The organism is Sorangium sp. KYC3313, assembly GCF_052075895.1.
GTDB lineage: Bacteria > Myxococcota_A > Polyangia > Polyangiales > Polyangiaceae > Sorangium > Sorangium cellulosum_B.
In genome coordinates this window covers 5562380-5577783 of record NZ_CP197255.1, presented here as the reverse complement: position 1 = coordinate 5577783, position 15404 = coordinate 5562380, and the positions used below count along the sequence as shown (strand labels likewise).

16 protein-coding genes are annotated in these 15404 nt (G+C 70.7%); 6 read left to right on the top strand and 10 right to left on the bottom strand.

Features of this window, described 5'->3' with window-relative positions; genetic code table 11:
* Window positions 1-14: 14 nt before the first annotated feature.
* Both ACSRUE_RS21845 and ACSRUE_RS21840 read right to left on the bottom strand, forming a co-directional pair.
* Window positions 15-809, bottom strand: coding sequence for a hypothetical protein (locus tag ACSRUE_RS21845; RefSeq protein WP_441292686.1), 795 nt, complete (start codon window positions 807-809; stop codon window positions 15-17).
* 55 nt (window positions 810-864) lie between these two features.
* Window positions 865-1134 carry a hypothetical protein gene (locus ACSRUE_RS21840; protein WP_441292685.1) on the bottom strand — a complete coding sequence of 90 codons (270 nt, stop codon included), beginning with the start codon at window positions 1132-1134 and terminating at the stop codon, window positions 865-867.
* A gap of 938 nt (window positions 1135-2072) precedes the next feature.
* Here ACSRUE_RS21840 and ACSRUE_RS21835 point away from each other — a divergent pair.
* Window positions 2073-2756, top strand: a complete 684-nt coding sequence (locus ACSRUE_RS21835) for an HAD family hydrolase (protein ID WP_441292684.1) — start codon at window positions 2073-2075, stop codon at window positions 2754-2756.
* Between the two features lie 255 nt (window positions 2757-3011).
* Here the strand turns inward: ACSRUE_RS21835 and ACSRUE_RS21830 are convergent, their stop codons facing one another.
* A complete protein-coding gene (locus ACSRUE_RS21830; protein WP_441292683.1) occupies window positions 3012-3224 on the bottom strand; it encodes a hypothetical protein in 213 nt (70 codons plus the stop codon).
* On the bottom strand, window positions 3221-4246 hold the full coding sequence (locus ACSRUE_RS21825; RefSeq protein WP_441292682.1) for an AAA family ATPase: 1026 nt from the start codon (window positions 4244-4246) through the stop codon (window positions 3221-3223). Before ACSRUE_RS21825 ends, ACSRUE_RS21830 begins: the two co-directional genes overlap by 4 nt.
* 964 nt (window positions 4247-5210) lie before the next feature.
* Here ACSRUE_RS21825 and ACSRUE_RS21820 point away from each other — a divergent pair.
* The 3 genes from ACSRUE_RS21820 (at window position 5211) to ACSRUE_RS21810 (ending at window position 8638) form a co-directional block, all read left to right on the top strand.
* Window positions 5211-5735 (top strand): DUF1801 domain-containing protein, encoded by a 525-nt coding sequence (locus tag ACSRUE_RS21820; protein ID WP_441292681.1) that lies wholly within the window; start codon window positions 5211-5213, stop codon window positions 5733-5735.
* A 157-nt stretch (window positions 5736-5892) separates the two neighbouring features.
* Window positions 5893-7653 carry a MutS-related protein gene (locus ACSRUE_RS21815; RefSeq protein WP_441292680.1) on the top strand — a complete coding sequence of 587 codons (1761 nt, stop codon included), beginning with the start codon at window positions 5893-5895 and terminating at the stop codon, window positions 7651-7653.
* 1 nt (window position 7654) lies between these two features.
* Window positions 7655-8638, top strand: coding sequence for a hypothetical protein (locus ACSRUE_RS21810; RefSeq protein WP_441292679.1), 984 nt, complete (start codon window positions 7655-7657; stop codon window positions 8636-8638).
* 42 nt (window positions 8639-8680) lie between these two features.
* Here the strand turns inward: ACSRUE_RS21810 and holA are convergent, their stop codons facing one another.
* Both holA and ACSRUE_RS21800 read right to left on the bottom strand, forming a co-directional pair.
* Entirely contained in the window at window positions 8681-9748 is a 1068-nt protein-coding gene (holA, locus tag ACSRUE_RS21805; RefSeq protein ID WP_441292678.1) for a DNA polymerase III subunit delta, read from the bottom strand.
* A gap of 91 nt (window positions 9749-9839) precedes the next feature.
* On the bottom strand, window positions 9840-10391 hold the full coding sequence (locus ACSRUE_RS21800; RefSeq protein ID WP_441292677.1) for a hypothetical protein: 552 nt from the start codon (window positions 10389-10391) through the stop codon (window positions 9840-9842).
* Between the two features lie 54 nt (window positions 10392-10445).
* Between ACSRUE_RS21800 and ACSRUE_RS21795 the strand changes: the two genes are divergently transcribed.
* A complete protein-coding gene (locus tag ACSRUE_RS21795; RefSeq protein ID WP_441292676.1) occupies window positions 10446-11699 on the top strand; it encodes an SLC13 family permease in 1254 nt (417 codons plus the stop codon).
* A gap of 58 nt (window positions 11700-11757) precedes the next feature.
* Here ACSRUE_RS21795 and ACSRUE_RS21790 read toward each other — a convergent pair whose 3' ends face one another.
* Entirely contained in the window at window positions 11758-11955 is a 198-nt protein-coding gene (locus ACSRUE_RS21790) for a hypothetical protein (RefSeq protein WP_441292675.1), read from the bottom strand.
* A gap of 295 nt (window positions 11956-12250) precedes the next feature.
* On the opposite strand from ACSRUE_RS21790, the gene ACSRUE_RS21785 reads away from it, so the two are divergent.
* Entirely contained in the window at window positions 12251-13012 is a 762-nt protein-coding gene (locus ACSRUE_RS21785; protein WP_441292674.1) for an SDR family oxidoreductase, read from the top strand.
* A 28-nt stretch (window positions 13013-13040) separates the two neighbouring features.
* Here the strand turns inward: ACSRUE_RS21785 and ACSRUE_RS21780 are convergent, their stop codons facing one another.
* Genes ACSRUE_RS21780 through ACSRUE_RS21770 form a run of 3 tightly spaced genes read right to left on the bottom strand, consistent with a single transcriptional unit; the run spans window position 13041 to window position 15327 of the window.
* A complete protein-coding gene (locus tag ACSRUE_RS21780; protein ID WP_441292673.1) occupies window positions 13041-13883 on the bottom strand; it encodes a CPBP family glutamic-type intramembrane protease in 843 nt (280 codons plus the stop codon).
* 53 nt (window positions 13884-13936) lie between these two features.
* Window positions 13937-14908 (bottom strand): OmpA family protein, encoded by a 972-nt coding sequence (locus ACSRUE_RS21775; RefSeq protein WP_441292672.1) that lies wholly within the window; start codon window positions 14906-14908, stop codon window positions 13937-13939.
* A 17-nt stretch (window positions 14909-14925) separates the two neighbouring features.
* Window positions 14926-15327, bottom strand: coding sequence for a DUF4398 domain-containing protein (locus ACSRUE_RS21770; RefSeq protein ID WP_441292671.1), 402 nt, complete (start codon window positions 15325-15327; stop codon window positions 14926-14928).
* Between the last annotated feature and the right edge of the window lie 77 nt (window positions 15328-15404).

The window sequence follows — 15404 nt, the reverse complement described above, 5'->3', positions numbered from 1 at the left end:
CCTGCCGGACGGCGCTACGGCTTCAGCGTCATCCGCATCTTGTACGTCTGCATGCCGAACATCACGCTCCCTGGGGCGTCAGGATCGATGGTCCCGTCCCGACCGCGGCTCAAGCGCACGAAGGCCTGACACCCCTCGGCGGGAAGCCCCGTGGGGTACGAGCCTTCGGGAACGGTGAACGAGCCGGTGTCGTCCGCCTCCCCCGACGAGTCGTCCCAGGATACGTCGTCCAGACAAGGACCCGGCTCATCGAAGCTGACAGGTCCGATGGACCACCTCATCATGTCGTCCTTGCCCAGCGGCTCCCACGCCAGCACGAGATCCTCGCCGGAGCCGACGCTGAACACGCTCTCCGGCTCGGGAGACGTGAGCTCCGAGAGCTCGGGCATCACGATCTCCCAGCCGTCGAGGTCGTTGAACCGGGCATGGATCGCGCGGCCCGGCTCCGCCTGCTTGAGGTAACCGCGGCACTTGGCGGCGATGAGGTCGTCCTCTGGATGGCTGTCATGCCACCAGTAGCAGACGAGCTCGGCCTCCTCCGCGCCGTTGCTCACGACGAACCTGTCGGGGAGGTACTCCCCGTCGCCAGGGTCTCGGACGCCGGACGCGCTGCTGGCGCCCAGCTTCGTAACGTAGGCCTCCGCTTCGCCCAGGTATTCGACTCCATCGCGGACGATCGGCACGTTGTATCCGTAGACCCGGATGACGACCGCCTCGTTCTCCGCAAGGGGCCGGTACTCGTCCGGCCCACACGCTGCCCCGGAGAGGCCCAGGACGGTGATCAAAGCTAGCCATACGATGTTGCTCATGAACTCCTCCACGATCCGATGTCTTTGCAAGGGGCGTCCGTGCTGCCAGTGCTGCTCAGGGGAGGGCCCTCCTCCTTCGCGGCGCGATTGCAGCAGATCTCCTCTTCGTTCGGATCAGGGCACCAGCCGCGCCCGCCGAACCACTTATCTCGGTCTTCTCGAACTGGCACTCCGCCGTTGTATCGAGCTCGTGCAGCCTGAATGACAGCATCCCCACGCGGAACGCGTCGGAGGCGCTCTTCGTGAGCCCCCACAGCGTCAGGTGGATGTCGCGCGCGTCCGCGAGCCGCCCCTCGTCCAGGAGCCGCTTCGCCTCGTCGAGCATCTCCCGCTCCGGCCCGGTCGGCGGCGGCCGCCGCGGGAGCGGCGCTGCCGCCGCCGGTACTGGGCAGGTGAGCAGCAGCAGGACCACGGTGATCGGGCTGAAAAGCGGGCGTCGCATGGTCTTGTCTTCCGGGAGTCCTCCGCGCGACGAGGTCGCCCGGCGGAGCTCGCGAGGGCCCCGCAGGCACAGCGCGCCTCGGGCTCAGGGTCGAGGGCATGGCAAGGGAGCTCGAGCGACGCGCGCTCTCGATTTCCAGCGCCTCTCCTACCAGAGATCACCGCACGGTTGCACTCGAAACGCTCGATACCAACACAAGATGTGAGGACGAACGACACGACAAGAACGCGCAGGATCAGCAACACACATTGCGTTTATCGAACAAAAATTCTCACGTCAGGTGAGCTTTCGTTTCGAAATTTTGACCGTGTTCTCAACCTGAACCAGCCGACGCCCCGAGATCACCGCAGAGCGGACTTTGAACCACTTAATATGTAAGTTGGACACCAATACGAGCACGTTGCATTGCATGGTCCGAAATAAATTTCTCACACATGATGAGCTAAGGCTCCAAAAATTCTCAACCTGGGTCAGCCGACGTGACGCCGCTCTTCAACCTGGGTGAGCTGGCGCCTCAACCTGAGCTGGCGCCTCCGCCTCAACCTGGGTGAGCTGGCGCCGCCTCAACCTGGGTGAGCCGACGCTCCAGAAATTACCAGCCTGGATAAGCTGGCGCAGGGCGGCCGACGCAGCGGCCCCTCAACCAGCCGCCGGAAGCCCCGCGCCGACGTTACAGCCGCGCCGCGATCGGGCGGACCGGCGCTCCGCTGGCTGGACGCCCGACCCCCGGCCCAGCCGCCTGTCGAGGCCGTGACGAGGCCGTCGCGCCCGCCGACCTTCCGCGCTCGCCCTGGGGCGGCACCGGTCTATACCATGGGGACATGCGCCCCACCGTGCTCCTCTGGGACATCGACGGCACCCTGCTCTCCACCGGCGGCGCAGGCCGGCGGGCCATGGAGCGCGCGTTCGCCCGGTACGCCGACCGGCGCGACGCGTGCGAGGCGTTCTCGTTCGCCGGCATGACCGACCGGGCCATCATCCGGACAGGGCTCGAGACGGTCGGGCGCGAGGCCACGGAGGACGCCATCGACGCGCTCCTCGCGATCTATGTCGAGCTCCTCGCGCAGGAGATGTCGGTCGCCGGCGACACCCGGGTCCACGCCGGCGTCATCGAGGCGCTCGACGCCGCCGCCCGGCGCGCGACCTGCGCTATCGGCCTCGGCACGGGGAATGTCCGCGCCGGGGCGCAGGCGAAGCTCACCCGGGTCGGCATCTACGAGCGGTTCGCGTTCGGCGGCTTCGGCTGCGACCACGAGCGCCGCGACGAGCTCCTGCGCATCGGCGCGGCGCGCGGGGCGGCGATGCTCGAGGCGCCGCTCGCCGCGTGCCGCGTCGTCGTCATCGGCGACACCCCGAAGGACATCGCGGCGGCCCGGGCGATCGGCGCCGAGTCGCTCGCCGTGGCCACCGGCACCTACGCCCTCGCAGAGCTCGCCGCATGCGCCCCGACCCACAGCTTCACCGACCTCCGGGCGCGGGGCGCGCTCGAGGCGCTGCTCGGTTGAGATCCGAGATCTCTCGACGAGCGGCCGGCTGACCGCTGCGGCGCCGATACGACAGGGGGTCTCTGCGGGATCACGCCAATGGTCGACTGATCCTCCGGAAGAAGATCAGATGGCGCGGCGAGTTCTCTGACACGTGGGGCGGCGGGTGCGTGGAGGTCAAACCCGCATAGGTCCGCCGAACGAGAACCTGTGCTCAGTGACCGATGCGACGCCGGATTGCGGTTCGCAGCTCGCGGATCTCCTGCGGTACCCGATTCAGATCGAGCTGAGCTCTGGCGATCTCCTGGACGAACGTGAGCCGACATTCACGACGGCGTGGAGGTGCCCGTGACCGCCGGCGACGAGGACCTTGATGTGCAACTCGCCTTCCCACGCCGTCTGGAGGTACGTGCGCGTCTCCTCGTCCTCGACCCAGAGATAGGCCGGAAAATTTCGGTACAGGCCCGTCACGTCCGACGATGGCTTCATGACGCCTCTTGCGTGCGCGGAAGAGGCTGCGCTTCGCGCCATGCACGCGAGCGGGGATCCGTGTCCGGCACGAGGAGGAAGCGCGCGTAGCTGGCCGTCTGATCCCAGACCGCATCGGCGTGCGAGGCAACGAGGATCTGCACGTCCGGGGCGAGCGCGTGGAGGGCCGGGAGGATCGTCGCCTGCCACTGCGGATGCAGGTGCAGTTCGGGCTCATCGATGACGAGCAGGCCGCCCTTCCAGTCGTTGAGGATGATCCAGCCCGCAAAGGAGAGGAGCTCGATCTCGCCCGAGCTGATCTGGTCGATGGAGCAGATCCTCCTCCCGTCGTCGGTCACTACGAAGAGATCGGCGAGCAGCTCTTCATCGTCCGGATCGACGATCTGGGCGTCGATGCAGGTGCCGTCGTCCCCGTGGAAGCGCCTCCACGCATCGTTGAGCCGGTTGAGCCAAGCATCCGCCCTTCCGAACCCCGGCAGGGTCCCCTTGTACCCCCCTCGCGCGCGCTCGTCATTGATCCGTTGCTTGAGCCGCCACAGGCGATTGGTCTCGTTGTCGATGGAACGCCCGCCGCGCCCGACGAGCGGCTTGATCGGGCCTACCAGCTCCGGCGCGCGCCATGAAGAGAAGTACTCGACGGCCAGAGACTGCAACCACTGAGGAGGAATCGGCTCCTCCGCGCCGTCAGGAAGACGGTGGACGTGCTTATCCGCCGTGCGGATCCAGGTGGTCGGATTCGCACCGTCGATGGCGACGTCTACTTCGATGATGGCACCTTCGGGCACGAGGACACGCCAGTGCTCTTCCCTGCGGGAGCGCTCGAGGTCACGCACGATGAGCGGGCCCATCCCCAGGCCGAGGAGCACCGCCTCGATCACGCTGGTTTTCCCACAGCCGTTGGGCCCGGCGAAGACGGCCTGCTGCACTGAATCTCCCCGCGGCGTGGTCAGCTCCACCTCCAGCGCTTCCTGGATGCGCCGGAATTTCTCGATCCGGATCCGGAGAATCTTCGGTGCGTGCAAGGGGCCTCCTTCGCGGGCGCGGGACGCTAGCACAGGCCACGGGGCGTTCGAAGGACGGGGCGGGCTCCAGGATTGCGCCGACGTCCGCGCCGCGCCAGACCTGGACCCCACCGAGCAACCGGAGAGCCGCCGTGGGTCACGCCCCCGCCGGCGCTTACGATCCAGCTCATCCATCGCGGGTGACCGGATCCCGCGCAGATCGTGCTCCGCGACCCGACGAGAGAGGTTCCCGAGCGGCGGCAGACGCTCTGATCTACGGTCTGGAGGGGTCCCGAACGGCGGCGGACGCTCTGATCTGCGATCTGGAGGGGTCCGGACCCCCCTTCTGGCACAACAAGGAGGGCGTTCGCGGGGCTTTTGGCACAAAAATGCGATGCGAGAGGCGAATTTTGGCACATTTTTGCTTCCGAAGACGCTCTGCAGAGCGATCTCGAGGGGTCCGGACCGCGGTGTGTCGCAATGCATTGCGTTTGAGCCAATGCCGGACCCCCCTCATCTGGCACAGGTCATGGCGGCCTGGCACAGATCACGGCGCTGTCCGCTCCGTGGCACACGGAGGCAGGGGGACGGGACGCCCGGGCGCCCGTGGCGCCGGAGGGCGCGACGGCGGGGGGGACGGAGGCATGCTCCTGGGGAGGAGGACGAAGCGGAGACCGCTCCAGCAACCGTCGAGGACGCGGTCGCACTGGACGGCATCCTCGCTCTCCTCTCCTTCCCCTGAAAGCGAGACCTGATCGCGCAGCACCGACGGCGAAAGTTCCAAGATTACCTATCCCTTCATCACGCGCTCTCCCTGACGGAAGGTCGATCGGACCGCCTGCATCGAGGAAGGACCGCCCTCCATGCAGGCACGCCATGACGGGGCTCTCGATCGGATTGACCGGTCTTTCGATGCCAGCGGGGCGGGCATACAGGGTGCGCTCGCGCCGCGGTCGCGGCGGTCCCCGCGCCCGAGGAGGGCCCGATGGGCGTGGTCAAGCCGTCGCCGTTCGGCGAAGCTGCCTTCGTGCCCTCTGGAAAAACGAAGACGAGCACGCCCGGGAGACCTGGCAAGCCGCGCGCGAAGACGCGGGAGGACGCGCCCGCTCCCCCCGGACCCGGTCGCCCGCAGGAGGACCAGGCCGTCGTCGCGTTTCTGCGCGCGCTCGATCCTCCGCGCAAGCAGGACATCGAGGCCATTCGGCAGATCATCCTCGGCGTCAGCCCCGAGATCCGCGAAGGGATCAAGTGGAACGCGCCCAGCTTCCGGACCACAGAGTACTTCGCGACGTTCAACTTGCGCGGCAAGGACGGGGTCCGGCTCATTCTCCACATGGGGGCAAAGGTGAAGGACAGCGCCATGAGCGCGGAGAAGATCGCGGACCCAGCAGGCCTCCTGGAGTGGCTCGCCAAGGACCGTTGCCTCGTGACGTTCAGCGACGGAAAGGACATCCAGGCCAAGCGGGCGGCGCTGGAGGCCGTCCTGCGAGAATGGATCCGATGGGTTTGAAGCTGCGGCGGGCTCGACGCGTGTGGTTCGCGTGAGGTCACCACCTTGTCCCGCACGCCCGGGCTCATGAGCAGCAGGTCGTCGTCCTCGTGGGCGGCCATGTAGCGGTCATGACCCTGCGCGGGGAACTTTTCCCGCGGGCGCGGGTCGTCTGCTCATGCACCCGATCCGCGCGCATGTCCCCACCGAGAGCGTTGCCCGCCCGCCCGAGCCCGATGGGCCCTACGCGCCCGACGTGCCCCACGCGCCCGCCCTCCCGTCCACCGACAGGATCCCCAGCCTGCTCTTCGTGGACCCGCCCGCGCGGGCCGATCTCGACGAGCTGCGGCAGTCCCTCTCGTTCGCGTTCACCAGCGGCGTCTCCGGCGGGCTCTTCAGCCAGGCGCTCGATCGGGCGCCCATCGCGCCCTCCACGTGGGATCCGAAGAGCTTCGCGCCGGACCTGTTCCTGGAGGAGCTCGTCGCCCGGTGCTTCCGCGTCCGCGTCGGGGGGCACGAGGCCGTCGTCCACCGGGGGTTCATCCTCCGCGTCCTCTCGCGGCCCCCGAGCGACGCGCGCGTGACCGAGCTCCGGAGGGAGATCCTCCACGAGCTCTCGGGCTCACCCACGTTTCGCCGGCAGCTCGAGAGGCTCTACACGGCCTCGTGCCGGATGCGGGGCGCGCTCGAGGGCGCGGTGGCAGGGAAGAAGTTCGATCCGACGCGGCGGCAGCTCGACGTGCTCGCGATCGTCAAAGAGGTCTTCGATCTGATGAGCGGGTCGTTCGAGGGCGCGCGATCGGGCCTCTCCCGGCTGCGCGACTTCGGCCAGGCGGTGCAGGCGACCGAGGGATATCGATCGATGGCCGATCTCCTCGATTACGACGAGCACCTCGCGACGCTCCGCCTGGACATCCGCGTCGGCGCCGACGGCCGCATCCGAGGCTTCGACGTCGTGACCGTCCGGGAGCGGCAGGAGAACCCGTTCGTCCTGTCGCCGGTGCGGCGCTGGCTCGCGAAGCTCGAGATGTTCTTCCGCGGGTACAGCTTCGGCGACGGAGAGGTCATGGCGAGGCTCGTCGACGCGGTGTTCGAGGGCGTCGAGGATCAGGTCGTCAAGCTGGTCCCGCTCGTCGGAGAGATGGAGGTCTACCTGGGGGCGCTCGGCTTCCGGGATCTCGCCGAAGCGGCGGGGCTCGAGGTCTGCCTGCCGGAGCTCCGGTCCGCCGCGGAGGGCGAGCGCGTGCTCCTCGGCCTCTTCAATCCGCTCCTCGTCGCCGGCGGAGGGAAGGCGGTGCCGTGCGACGTCGTGACCGATCGGGCCGACACGACGCTCCTGGTCACGGGGCCGAACTCGGGCGGAAAGACGCGCCTGCTCCAGTCGGTGGCGCTGACGCAGCTCCTCGCGCAGGCGGGCATGTTCGTGCCGGCGCGCAGGGCGAGCGTCGCCCGCGTCCCGGGGCTCGTTGTGTCGCTCATCCAGGAGACGAAGTTCGATCAGAGCGAGGGGCGGCTCGGCATGGAGCTGCTCCGGATCCGGGCGCTCTTCGAGGAGCTCGGCCCGGGAGCGATGGTGATCCTCGACGAGCTCTGCTCGGGGACGAACCCGTCCGAGGGGGAGGAGATCTTCGAGCTCGTCGTCACGCTCCTCGAGAAGCTCCGCCCGCAGGCGTTCATCACCACGCATTTCCTGACGTTCGCGGCGCGGCTCGAGCGGGAAAAGGCGATCAGGAATCTCCGGTTCGTCCAGGTGGAGCTCGACGCGGCGCAGAAGCCCACGTACCAGTTCGTCGACGGCGTGGCCGCGACCTCGCTCGCGGCCCAGGCCGCGGCTCGGCTCGGCGTGACCCGCGGCGAGCTCGAGGGCCTCATCGATCGCAACATCGATCGCAACCTGCTCGCCTCCCGGGCGCTGTCCGTCGTGGGTCGGGAGAGCTGACGTGGCGACGTTCCTCACGACCGAGCGGATGAACCCCGCCCTCCGCGCGCGCGTGGAGCGGGCGGCCAGCCACCGGGCGCGCGCGCGCCACCACGCGGCTCGCGCCGGGATCAAGGGGACGTTCGCGAGCGACAAGCGGCTCGGACGCGCGCGGCTGCTCACGCTGCTGACGGCGGCGGCCGTCGTGCTCCTCGCGATCGCGATGTACGTCCAGGATCGCCGCGCCGTCGAGGCCGAGCGGCGCGCCCTGCTGGCCGCGCTCGACGAGCGCCGCGCGGAGTTCCCGACGGGCCACGAGGGCTTCGTCGAGGCGACGGATCGCTGGATCGCCGAGGCCACGAGCGACGGGGACCCCGCCGATGTCGTCGACCCTTCGCTCCGCGCTCCAGGGGCCCTCGACGCCCTGCTCCGCCGGCCCGCGGTGTACGTGCGCGCTCCTCGCGCCGAGCTGCGCGACGCCCGCGGGATCGACGACGCCGCACGCGGATCCGACAAAGATGCGTTCCTCCTGTGCCTCCTGAAGCCTCCGCCCTCGCCCTCGGAGCGCGATCTGCTCACGAAGGTGCGAGGCGTGTATTTCGGCGGGACCAAGGTCGACGAGGAGACAGCGAACGTCCGCCGGCTCGCCGAGGCGCGGCTCGGCCTCGCGGTGCTCGGCCCCGCGTTCGAGGGCTCGGTGCGGGCGGCCCGCGACGTCGCGGCGGTGAAGAGGCACCGCAAGGAGCTGGATCACTCCCCGATCGAGCTGGCGAAGAAGGCCGCCGGCGCGGAGGTGCTGATCATCGTGGCCGACAGCCCGGTCGAGAGCACGACGTCCGCGAGCTCGGCGCGCGTCTCGCTCGTGGATCTCGCGGCGAAGAAGGTCCTCTTGCGCGTGGGCCGGCGGGTCGACCAGCAAGGGCTCTCGCCGATGGGCGTGCTCCACCGCGAGCAGATCGAGGGCTGCGGCCTCGCCTTCGCGGTGCGGCGCAGCGTCGAGGAGTGAAGGCTTCGATCCCGGGATTGCGAGGCGGTCACCGAGCTCCGCTCAGCGCGCGCACATCTCCATCAGCATCGTCTCCAGCACCGCCTGCGCCGGGCGGCGGCTGCTCTTCAGCGCGAGATCCGTCTCCGCGAGCGCGCGCATCCAGCCGGCGAGCGCGCCCTTCGGGAGCTGGCGGACCGACTGCGCCACGTCGTTCGCCTTGAAGGGGGCCACCCCCGCGCGCTGGGCGGCCTCGGCCTGGCTCGCGCCCGCGGCGAGCGCCGACTCGAACTTCACCATCTGCCGCACCGACCAGGAGACCGCACCGAGCAGCCGCAGCCCGCCGTCGCGCGGATCGTAGGCGTCGGCGAGCGCCGCGAGCGCGCGGTCGAGGCGCCGCTTCCCGAGCGCGTCGATCAGCTCCCAGACGGTGCTCTGCCGGACGCGGATGACCACCTGGGCGATCGCGTCCTCGGTGATCGGCTGCTTCGGCCCGACGTACAGCGAGAGCCGCTCGAGCGCGTCGACCACGTAGCCGAGCTCGGGCCCGGCGAGCTCGGCGAGCTGATCGGCCACGTCGGGCGCGATCGGGTTGCCCTTCTCGCGGGCGACGGTCGCGATGAAGCCGGGCAAGGCGCGGCGGTTCAGGGGCTCGCACCCGACGAGGAAATCGCCCTTCTTGGCCGCGGTGACGAGGCGGCGCTGGCCGTGGAGCTTCGTCGCGACGAGCACGAGGACCGCGCTCGGCGACGGCGCCTTGGCGTACTCCGCGAGCGCGTCGAGCGGGCTCAGCTGCTTCGACACGCCCCGCTTGCCGCTCGCGCCGCGGTCGTCGTCCCCCTCGCCGCCGTCGCCTTCATCCTTCTTCTCCCAGCGATCGACGCTGCGGACGAGCACGAAGCGGCGCGGGCCCATCATCGGGAGCATGCGGGCGGCGCCGAGGATCGACTCGATAGGCGCGTCGCCCGCGGTGAACTTGTCCTCGTTGAAGCCGGCGATGCCCCCCTTGGCCGCCGCTTCCCGGATCGCGCTCACCACGCGATCGACAAGCCAGCGCTCCTCCCCCAGCACGAGGTAGACGGGGCGGAGGGCGCCGGTGGCCGCTTCCTTCAAGGCTTGGTCGGGCGTCACCGCTCCGGCATCGGGCGTTCAGGCGGGTGCGTCAAGGGCGCCGCGCTCACGCCCGGCGCCGGCGAGCCCGCGAGCCCGGCCCTCCGCTCGATCACGGCAGCGAGAACGGGACGTCGACCCGCACGTTCGCCCCCGGCGGCGCGACGGCGACCGGCGGGAGCGCGTCCACCAGGCAGGCCGTGACCTCGGGGCGCGACGCCTCGCGGTCCTCGATGATGCCGCGCGCGAGCTGCCGGCCCTGCGCGTCGAACGTGAGGTTGAAGACGTACTTCACCCCGCGCGGCGCCGGCTGCGCCGCGACCGCCGGCTTGTAGCAGCGCTCGATCAGGGCCGGCCGGTGCGCTTCGAGCGCCTGCGCGGCCTGCGTCGCGACCTCGTCGCGCGCCACGCTCGGCGCGGGCGCCTGGACCGGGCGCGCCGGTGCGGGCGCGGGGACCGGACGCGCCGACACGCCCGGTCCAGGCGCCCGCGCCGCCGGCCCGGCGGCGGACGCCGCATCGGCAGGCGGCGAGGGCGCTCCCCCGGCGGGGCGCGGGTCCGTGGGGACGCCGGCTGGGCCGTGGCGAAGGCCGAGGTAGACCGCAGCGGCGATCATGGCGCTGCCGAGGAGGATCGCGGTGGGAGTCGAGAGCTGCCTGCCCATGCCTTGGCATTCCCAGTTTGACAGGATCCCCCCCGACGACTCTAGATCCGCGCCGTGTGGTCCGTCCTGCTCGTATTCGCCGTGACGTACATGCTGATCGCGGCGCGGCGCCTGTCGATCCTGCCCATCGGACGCCCGGCCGGCGCGCTCGCGGGCGCGTGCGCCATGGTCTTCTTGAGCGCGATCCAGCCGGGCGCCGGCCTGGACCCGCACGAGGCGTTCGCGGCGATCGAGCCGAACACCATCGGCCTCCTGCTCGGCATGATGCTGCTGGCGACGTCGCTCGACGCCGCGGGGGTGTTCGAGCACGCCGCCGCGTGGGTCGCGCAGCGGGACCTGTCGCCGGTCCGCCTGCTCTACCTCGTCACGGTGGGCTCCGGGCTCGCCTCCGCGGTGCTGCTGAACGACTCGGTCTGCGTGATGCTGGCGCCGCTCGTCGACCGGACCGCCCGGCGCGCGGGGCTCGAGCGGGCGCCGTACCTCCTCGCGCTCGCGATGGGCGCCAACGCCGGCAGCGCGCTCACGCTCGCCGGCAACCCGCAGAACATGCTCGTAGGCCACCTCTCCGGCATCTCGTACCGCACGTACCTGCTGGAGGCGGGCCCCGCCGCGCTGATCGGGCTCGCCGTCACGGCCGTGACGCTGCACCTGCTGCTCCGGCGCCGCCTCTCGGTGCGGGCGCCCACGGCCGAGCCAGCGGCGCCCGAGCCCGCGCCGGCGGGAGGCGCCCGGCCGAGCGCCCTGGCGCCGCTCGCCTGCCTCGTCGTCGTGTCGGCGCTGTTCGTGCTCGGCGCGAACCTGGCGTGGACGGCGATCGGCGGCGCGACCGCGGTCATCCTGCTTCACCGGCGCGACGCGAACGCCCTGTTCGAGCGGGTGTCGTGGAACGTGCTCATCTTCTTCGGGGCCCTCTTCATCGTCGTGGCGGGCCTCCAGAAGACCGGCGTGCCCGAGGAGGCGCTGCGCGCGGCCAGCCCCTTCCTCCCCGCCGGGCCGACGCTGGGCCTGCTCGGCCTGAGCATCGCGATGCTCGTCGGGTGCCAGATCGTCTCGAACGTCCCCTTCATCCTCCTGGCGGACTCGTACATCCGCAGCCAGCCCGATCCGCACCTCGCGTGGATCACGACGGCGCTGGTGTCCACGCTCGCGGGCAACCTCACGCTGCTGGGCTCGGTGGCCAACATCATCGTGGTGGAGACGGTCGGCGCCGAGCGCGAGATCGGCTTCCGCGCTTACGCCAGGGTGGGTGTCCCGGTGACGCTCGCCTCGACCGCCGCGGCGCTGGCCTGGCTCCTCCTCGTGCGCTGAGCTGCGCCGCCACGGCGCGACCCCGCCACGCCGCCGCGCCGAGCAAGCGCCGCGCCGATCAAAACGGCGCCTGCTCGCGCAGGCGCAGGCGGCGATGACGCACCCCGGCGCGCGCCAAAGGGCGCCGCCCCGGCGGCCTGCGCCGCACGTCGAGCCACGCATGGATCACCGTGATCCCGACGGCAGCACAGAACACGGGCCCCATGGCGAGCATCACCAGGAGCCTCAAGGCTTGCCGGATCGTGCGCTTGTTCATGTGGCCCAGCATACACCACCACCGGCGAGCCCAGCAGCGGATTGAGCTAAAAAACTTCAACTGTGCTGCTGGAAAGACCCATGTTCAAGCTTCGTCGCGGAAAAATCTTGTATTGCTGGATCCTGCTCGTTTACAGCTGGGGGTGGCCGACCTCGACCCTCTGTCGCCCCTCTCCGCCGCGCGGCGAGCGGTCCGCGCCCGCGCGGCAGGGAGGCCCCTGGAGGCGCGCCTGTGCGGCCGATCTCCTTCGCAGCGGCGAGCGAACCGCGGTCACCTATCTCCTGGAGAAGCCTGAATGGCGCATCAACTATCCGAACGAGTCGCCCTGGTCACCGGCGCTTCCCGTGGCCTCGGGGCGGCCATCGCCCGCAAGCTCGCGGCCTCGGGCGCGCGGGTGGCGGTCAACTACTTCGGCAGCGGCGAGCAGGCGGCGCGCGTGGTCGAGGACATCCGCCAGGGCGGCGGCGAGGCCGAGGCGTTCCGGGCCGACGTGCGCGACGAGCAGGAGGTCGCCCGCCTCGTGGGCGAGGTGCAGGCCCGCCTCGGCCCCGTCGCGGTGCTCGTGCTCAACGCGACGGGCCCGCAGCCGTTCGTCAAGCTGGAGGACCTGACCTGGAAGCACTGCCTCGACCAGCTCGAGTTCTTCGTGAAGAGCCCGGTCCTCCTCGCGAAGGCGGTGGTCCCGGGGATGAAGGCGCGCCGGTCGGGGCGGATCATCAACGTCGGGTCCGAGGTCTTCGAGCAGGGCGTGCCCGAGTTCTCCAGCTACGTCTCGGCGAAGGGCGCGCAGCTCGGCCTCACGCGCTCCTGGGCGATGGAGCTCGGCCCGCACGGGATCACCGTCAACCAGGTGTCCCCCGGCTGGGTCGTCGTCGAGCGCCACATCCAGGAGGGCGCGAGCGCCGAGGCCATCGAGGCCTACCGGGCGAGCAACCCGCTCCGGCGCATGGGCACGCCGGACGACATCGCCGAGGCCGTCGCCTTCCTCGCGTCCGACGCCGCCGAGTTCATCACGGGCCAGAAGCTGTCCGTGAACGGCGGCAGGACCCTGGCCTGACCGCCTCGGAAGCCCCTGGCGCCGTTCGCTAGAGAAGCCCGCGATGGGCCAAAGAGAGCAGGTCCATCGACGTCGCGACGACGATGTGGATGGCGCAGCCGCCCCAGATGGAATCGCTCTTCAGGCTGACCGTGCCGAGGACGAACCCGGCGAGCACCGAGCCGAGCGCCTCGGGCAGCGGCTTGCCGAAATGGATCATCGCGTAAGGCACCATCATGGCGAAGATCGACGAGTAGCCGAGCGCGCGGCGGATCCCGTGGAGGAAGAAGCCGCGGTAGAAGAACTCGAGCGCAACGAACTGCGCGGCATAGAGCGCCTCCCACGCCCAGAGCCAGGGCCACAGGCCCTCGCCCGGCGCGAGCTTGTAATAGGGATACTTCGCCTGGAAGGCCGGCGAGAGCGACGCGGCGTAGAGGAACGGCGCCATGACGGCGAACAGGAAGCCATAGACGGGCAGGTGCCGCGCCGTCCCGCGGACGCGCAGGCCGAAGCTCCGGATCGGCGCCCGCAGCACGAGCTTCGCGACGACCAAGGTCGGTATCAGATAACCGACGAGGCGGCCGAGCGCCCAGACGATCCGCTGGTGAAAGCGGCGATCCGGCGACGTGTTCAGCGCGTCGTGGAGCCTCGCCGCGGCGCCGTCGAGGCCCACGGCGCGCAGGCCGTCGACCATCCAGCGCGTGTCGTTCTCGTTGCCAGCGAACCGGACGAAGATGAGCACCCCGATGACGGTGAGGAACACGCACGCCATCCGGCGGGTGACCTCCCCCGCGGGCGTGGTGGCCCGGTGGTGCGCCGCCTCGGCGTCGAGCCGGTCGCGCAGGTCGATGACGTACTCCTGCCAGATCCGGCGGAAAAAGCGTCCGATCACGCGCCGTGCTTATCACCGGCGGCGCCCCCGGCACAACCGTGCGGCAGGCGCTTCTACTGCTGGGTGGTGGGATTGACGATGATCTCGACGCGCCGGTTGTTGGCCCGGCCCTCGGTGCTCGAGTTGTCCGCCACGGGGCGGTCCGGCCCGTGGCCGACGGTCGCGATCTTGTCCCCGGGCAGCCCCGCCGTGATGAGGTGGGCCCTCACGGCGTCGGCGCGCTCCAGCGAGAGCTTGCGGTTCGCCTGGGCGGAGCCGGTCGAGTCGGTGTGCCCCTCGATCCGCAGGGGCGGCGACCCCTGGTCCTTCAGCGTGGCCGCGACCTGGTTGAGCTTCTCCTTGGCGATCGGCAGGAGGTCGGACTTGCCCGAGGCGAAGAGCACCGCGCCGGAGAGCGTGATGACCACGCCGCGCTTCTCCTCCTTCACCGCGGCGATCTCCTTGAGGCTCGCGAGCGCCGCGTTCGCGACGCGCTCGGCCTCCCGCCGCGCCGCCTCGGCCTCCTGGCGGGCCTTCTCGGCCGCGGTGCGCGCGCTCTCGGCCTGCAGCCGCGCGCTCTCGGCCTGCTGCTGCGCGGTCTCGGCCTGGGCGCGCGCGTGCCGCTCCCGCTCGATCTGCTGCTGGCCGCTGTGCAGCGCCTCCCTCGCGCTGGCGAGCTGCTGCTGCGAGAGGTCCTTGAAGGCGTCCTCGGCCGCGGCCTTGTCGCGCTGCGCCTGCAGCAGCGCCGCCGCCGCCTCGGCCTCCTGGGCCTTGCGGTCGGCGATGTACGCGAGATCGCGCGTCTGCGGGGCCTCGGGATCCTCGCCGAACGCCCCCTCGGCGCGGGAGAGCGCCTGCTTCGCCGTGTCGAGCTGGGCGGGCGCGAGGCGCGAGGCGGCGCCTTCCGCCGCGCGCCTGTAGCTCGCGCGGGCGTCGACGAGCTCCTTCGGCGGGACCGCCGCGCCGCACCCCGACGCCGCGTAGAGCGCGGCGCACAGGGCGAGAGACCGGGCAGGCCAGGACGGGTTCTTCACCGGAGATGCCATCACCATCACCTCTCGCTTCACTTGACCCCCGCCTGCTTCAGCTTCTCGACCTGCTTCAGCGCCTCCTGCGCCTCGGCCTGCGTGGAGCGCGCCTTCGCGAGCGCCAGCGCGAGCTCGGCGTCGGCCTCGGCGCGCTGGAGGAGGCGCGTGGCAGACTCGTTGTCCTCGGCCTGCATCTGCTGCTTGGCCTTCTCGAGCTGCTCGCGCGCGAGCTTCAGGTGGAGGGTGGCCTGCGGGTCGGACCCGGCGCCCATCTCGTCGGCCGCGCGGATGGCGGCCTGGGACGAGGCGAGCTGGTCGTTCGGCGGAGGCACGCTGCCGCCGCACGCGGCGAGCGCAAGACCGAGCACTGCAGCGAGCACCGCGGCCGGGCTCGCGAGGCGGCGTAGGGGTGGCTTGTTGTTCGGGCTTCGGTTCACCCGGCCGTTGTACAACACCCGAGGTCTCCGAGAAATCAGGAAACCCCTACTGCTGCGAGCGATCTCGGCCGTCTGCC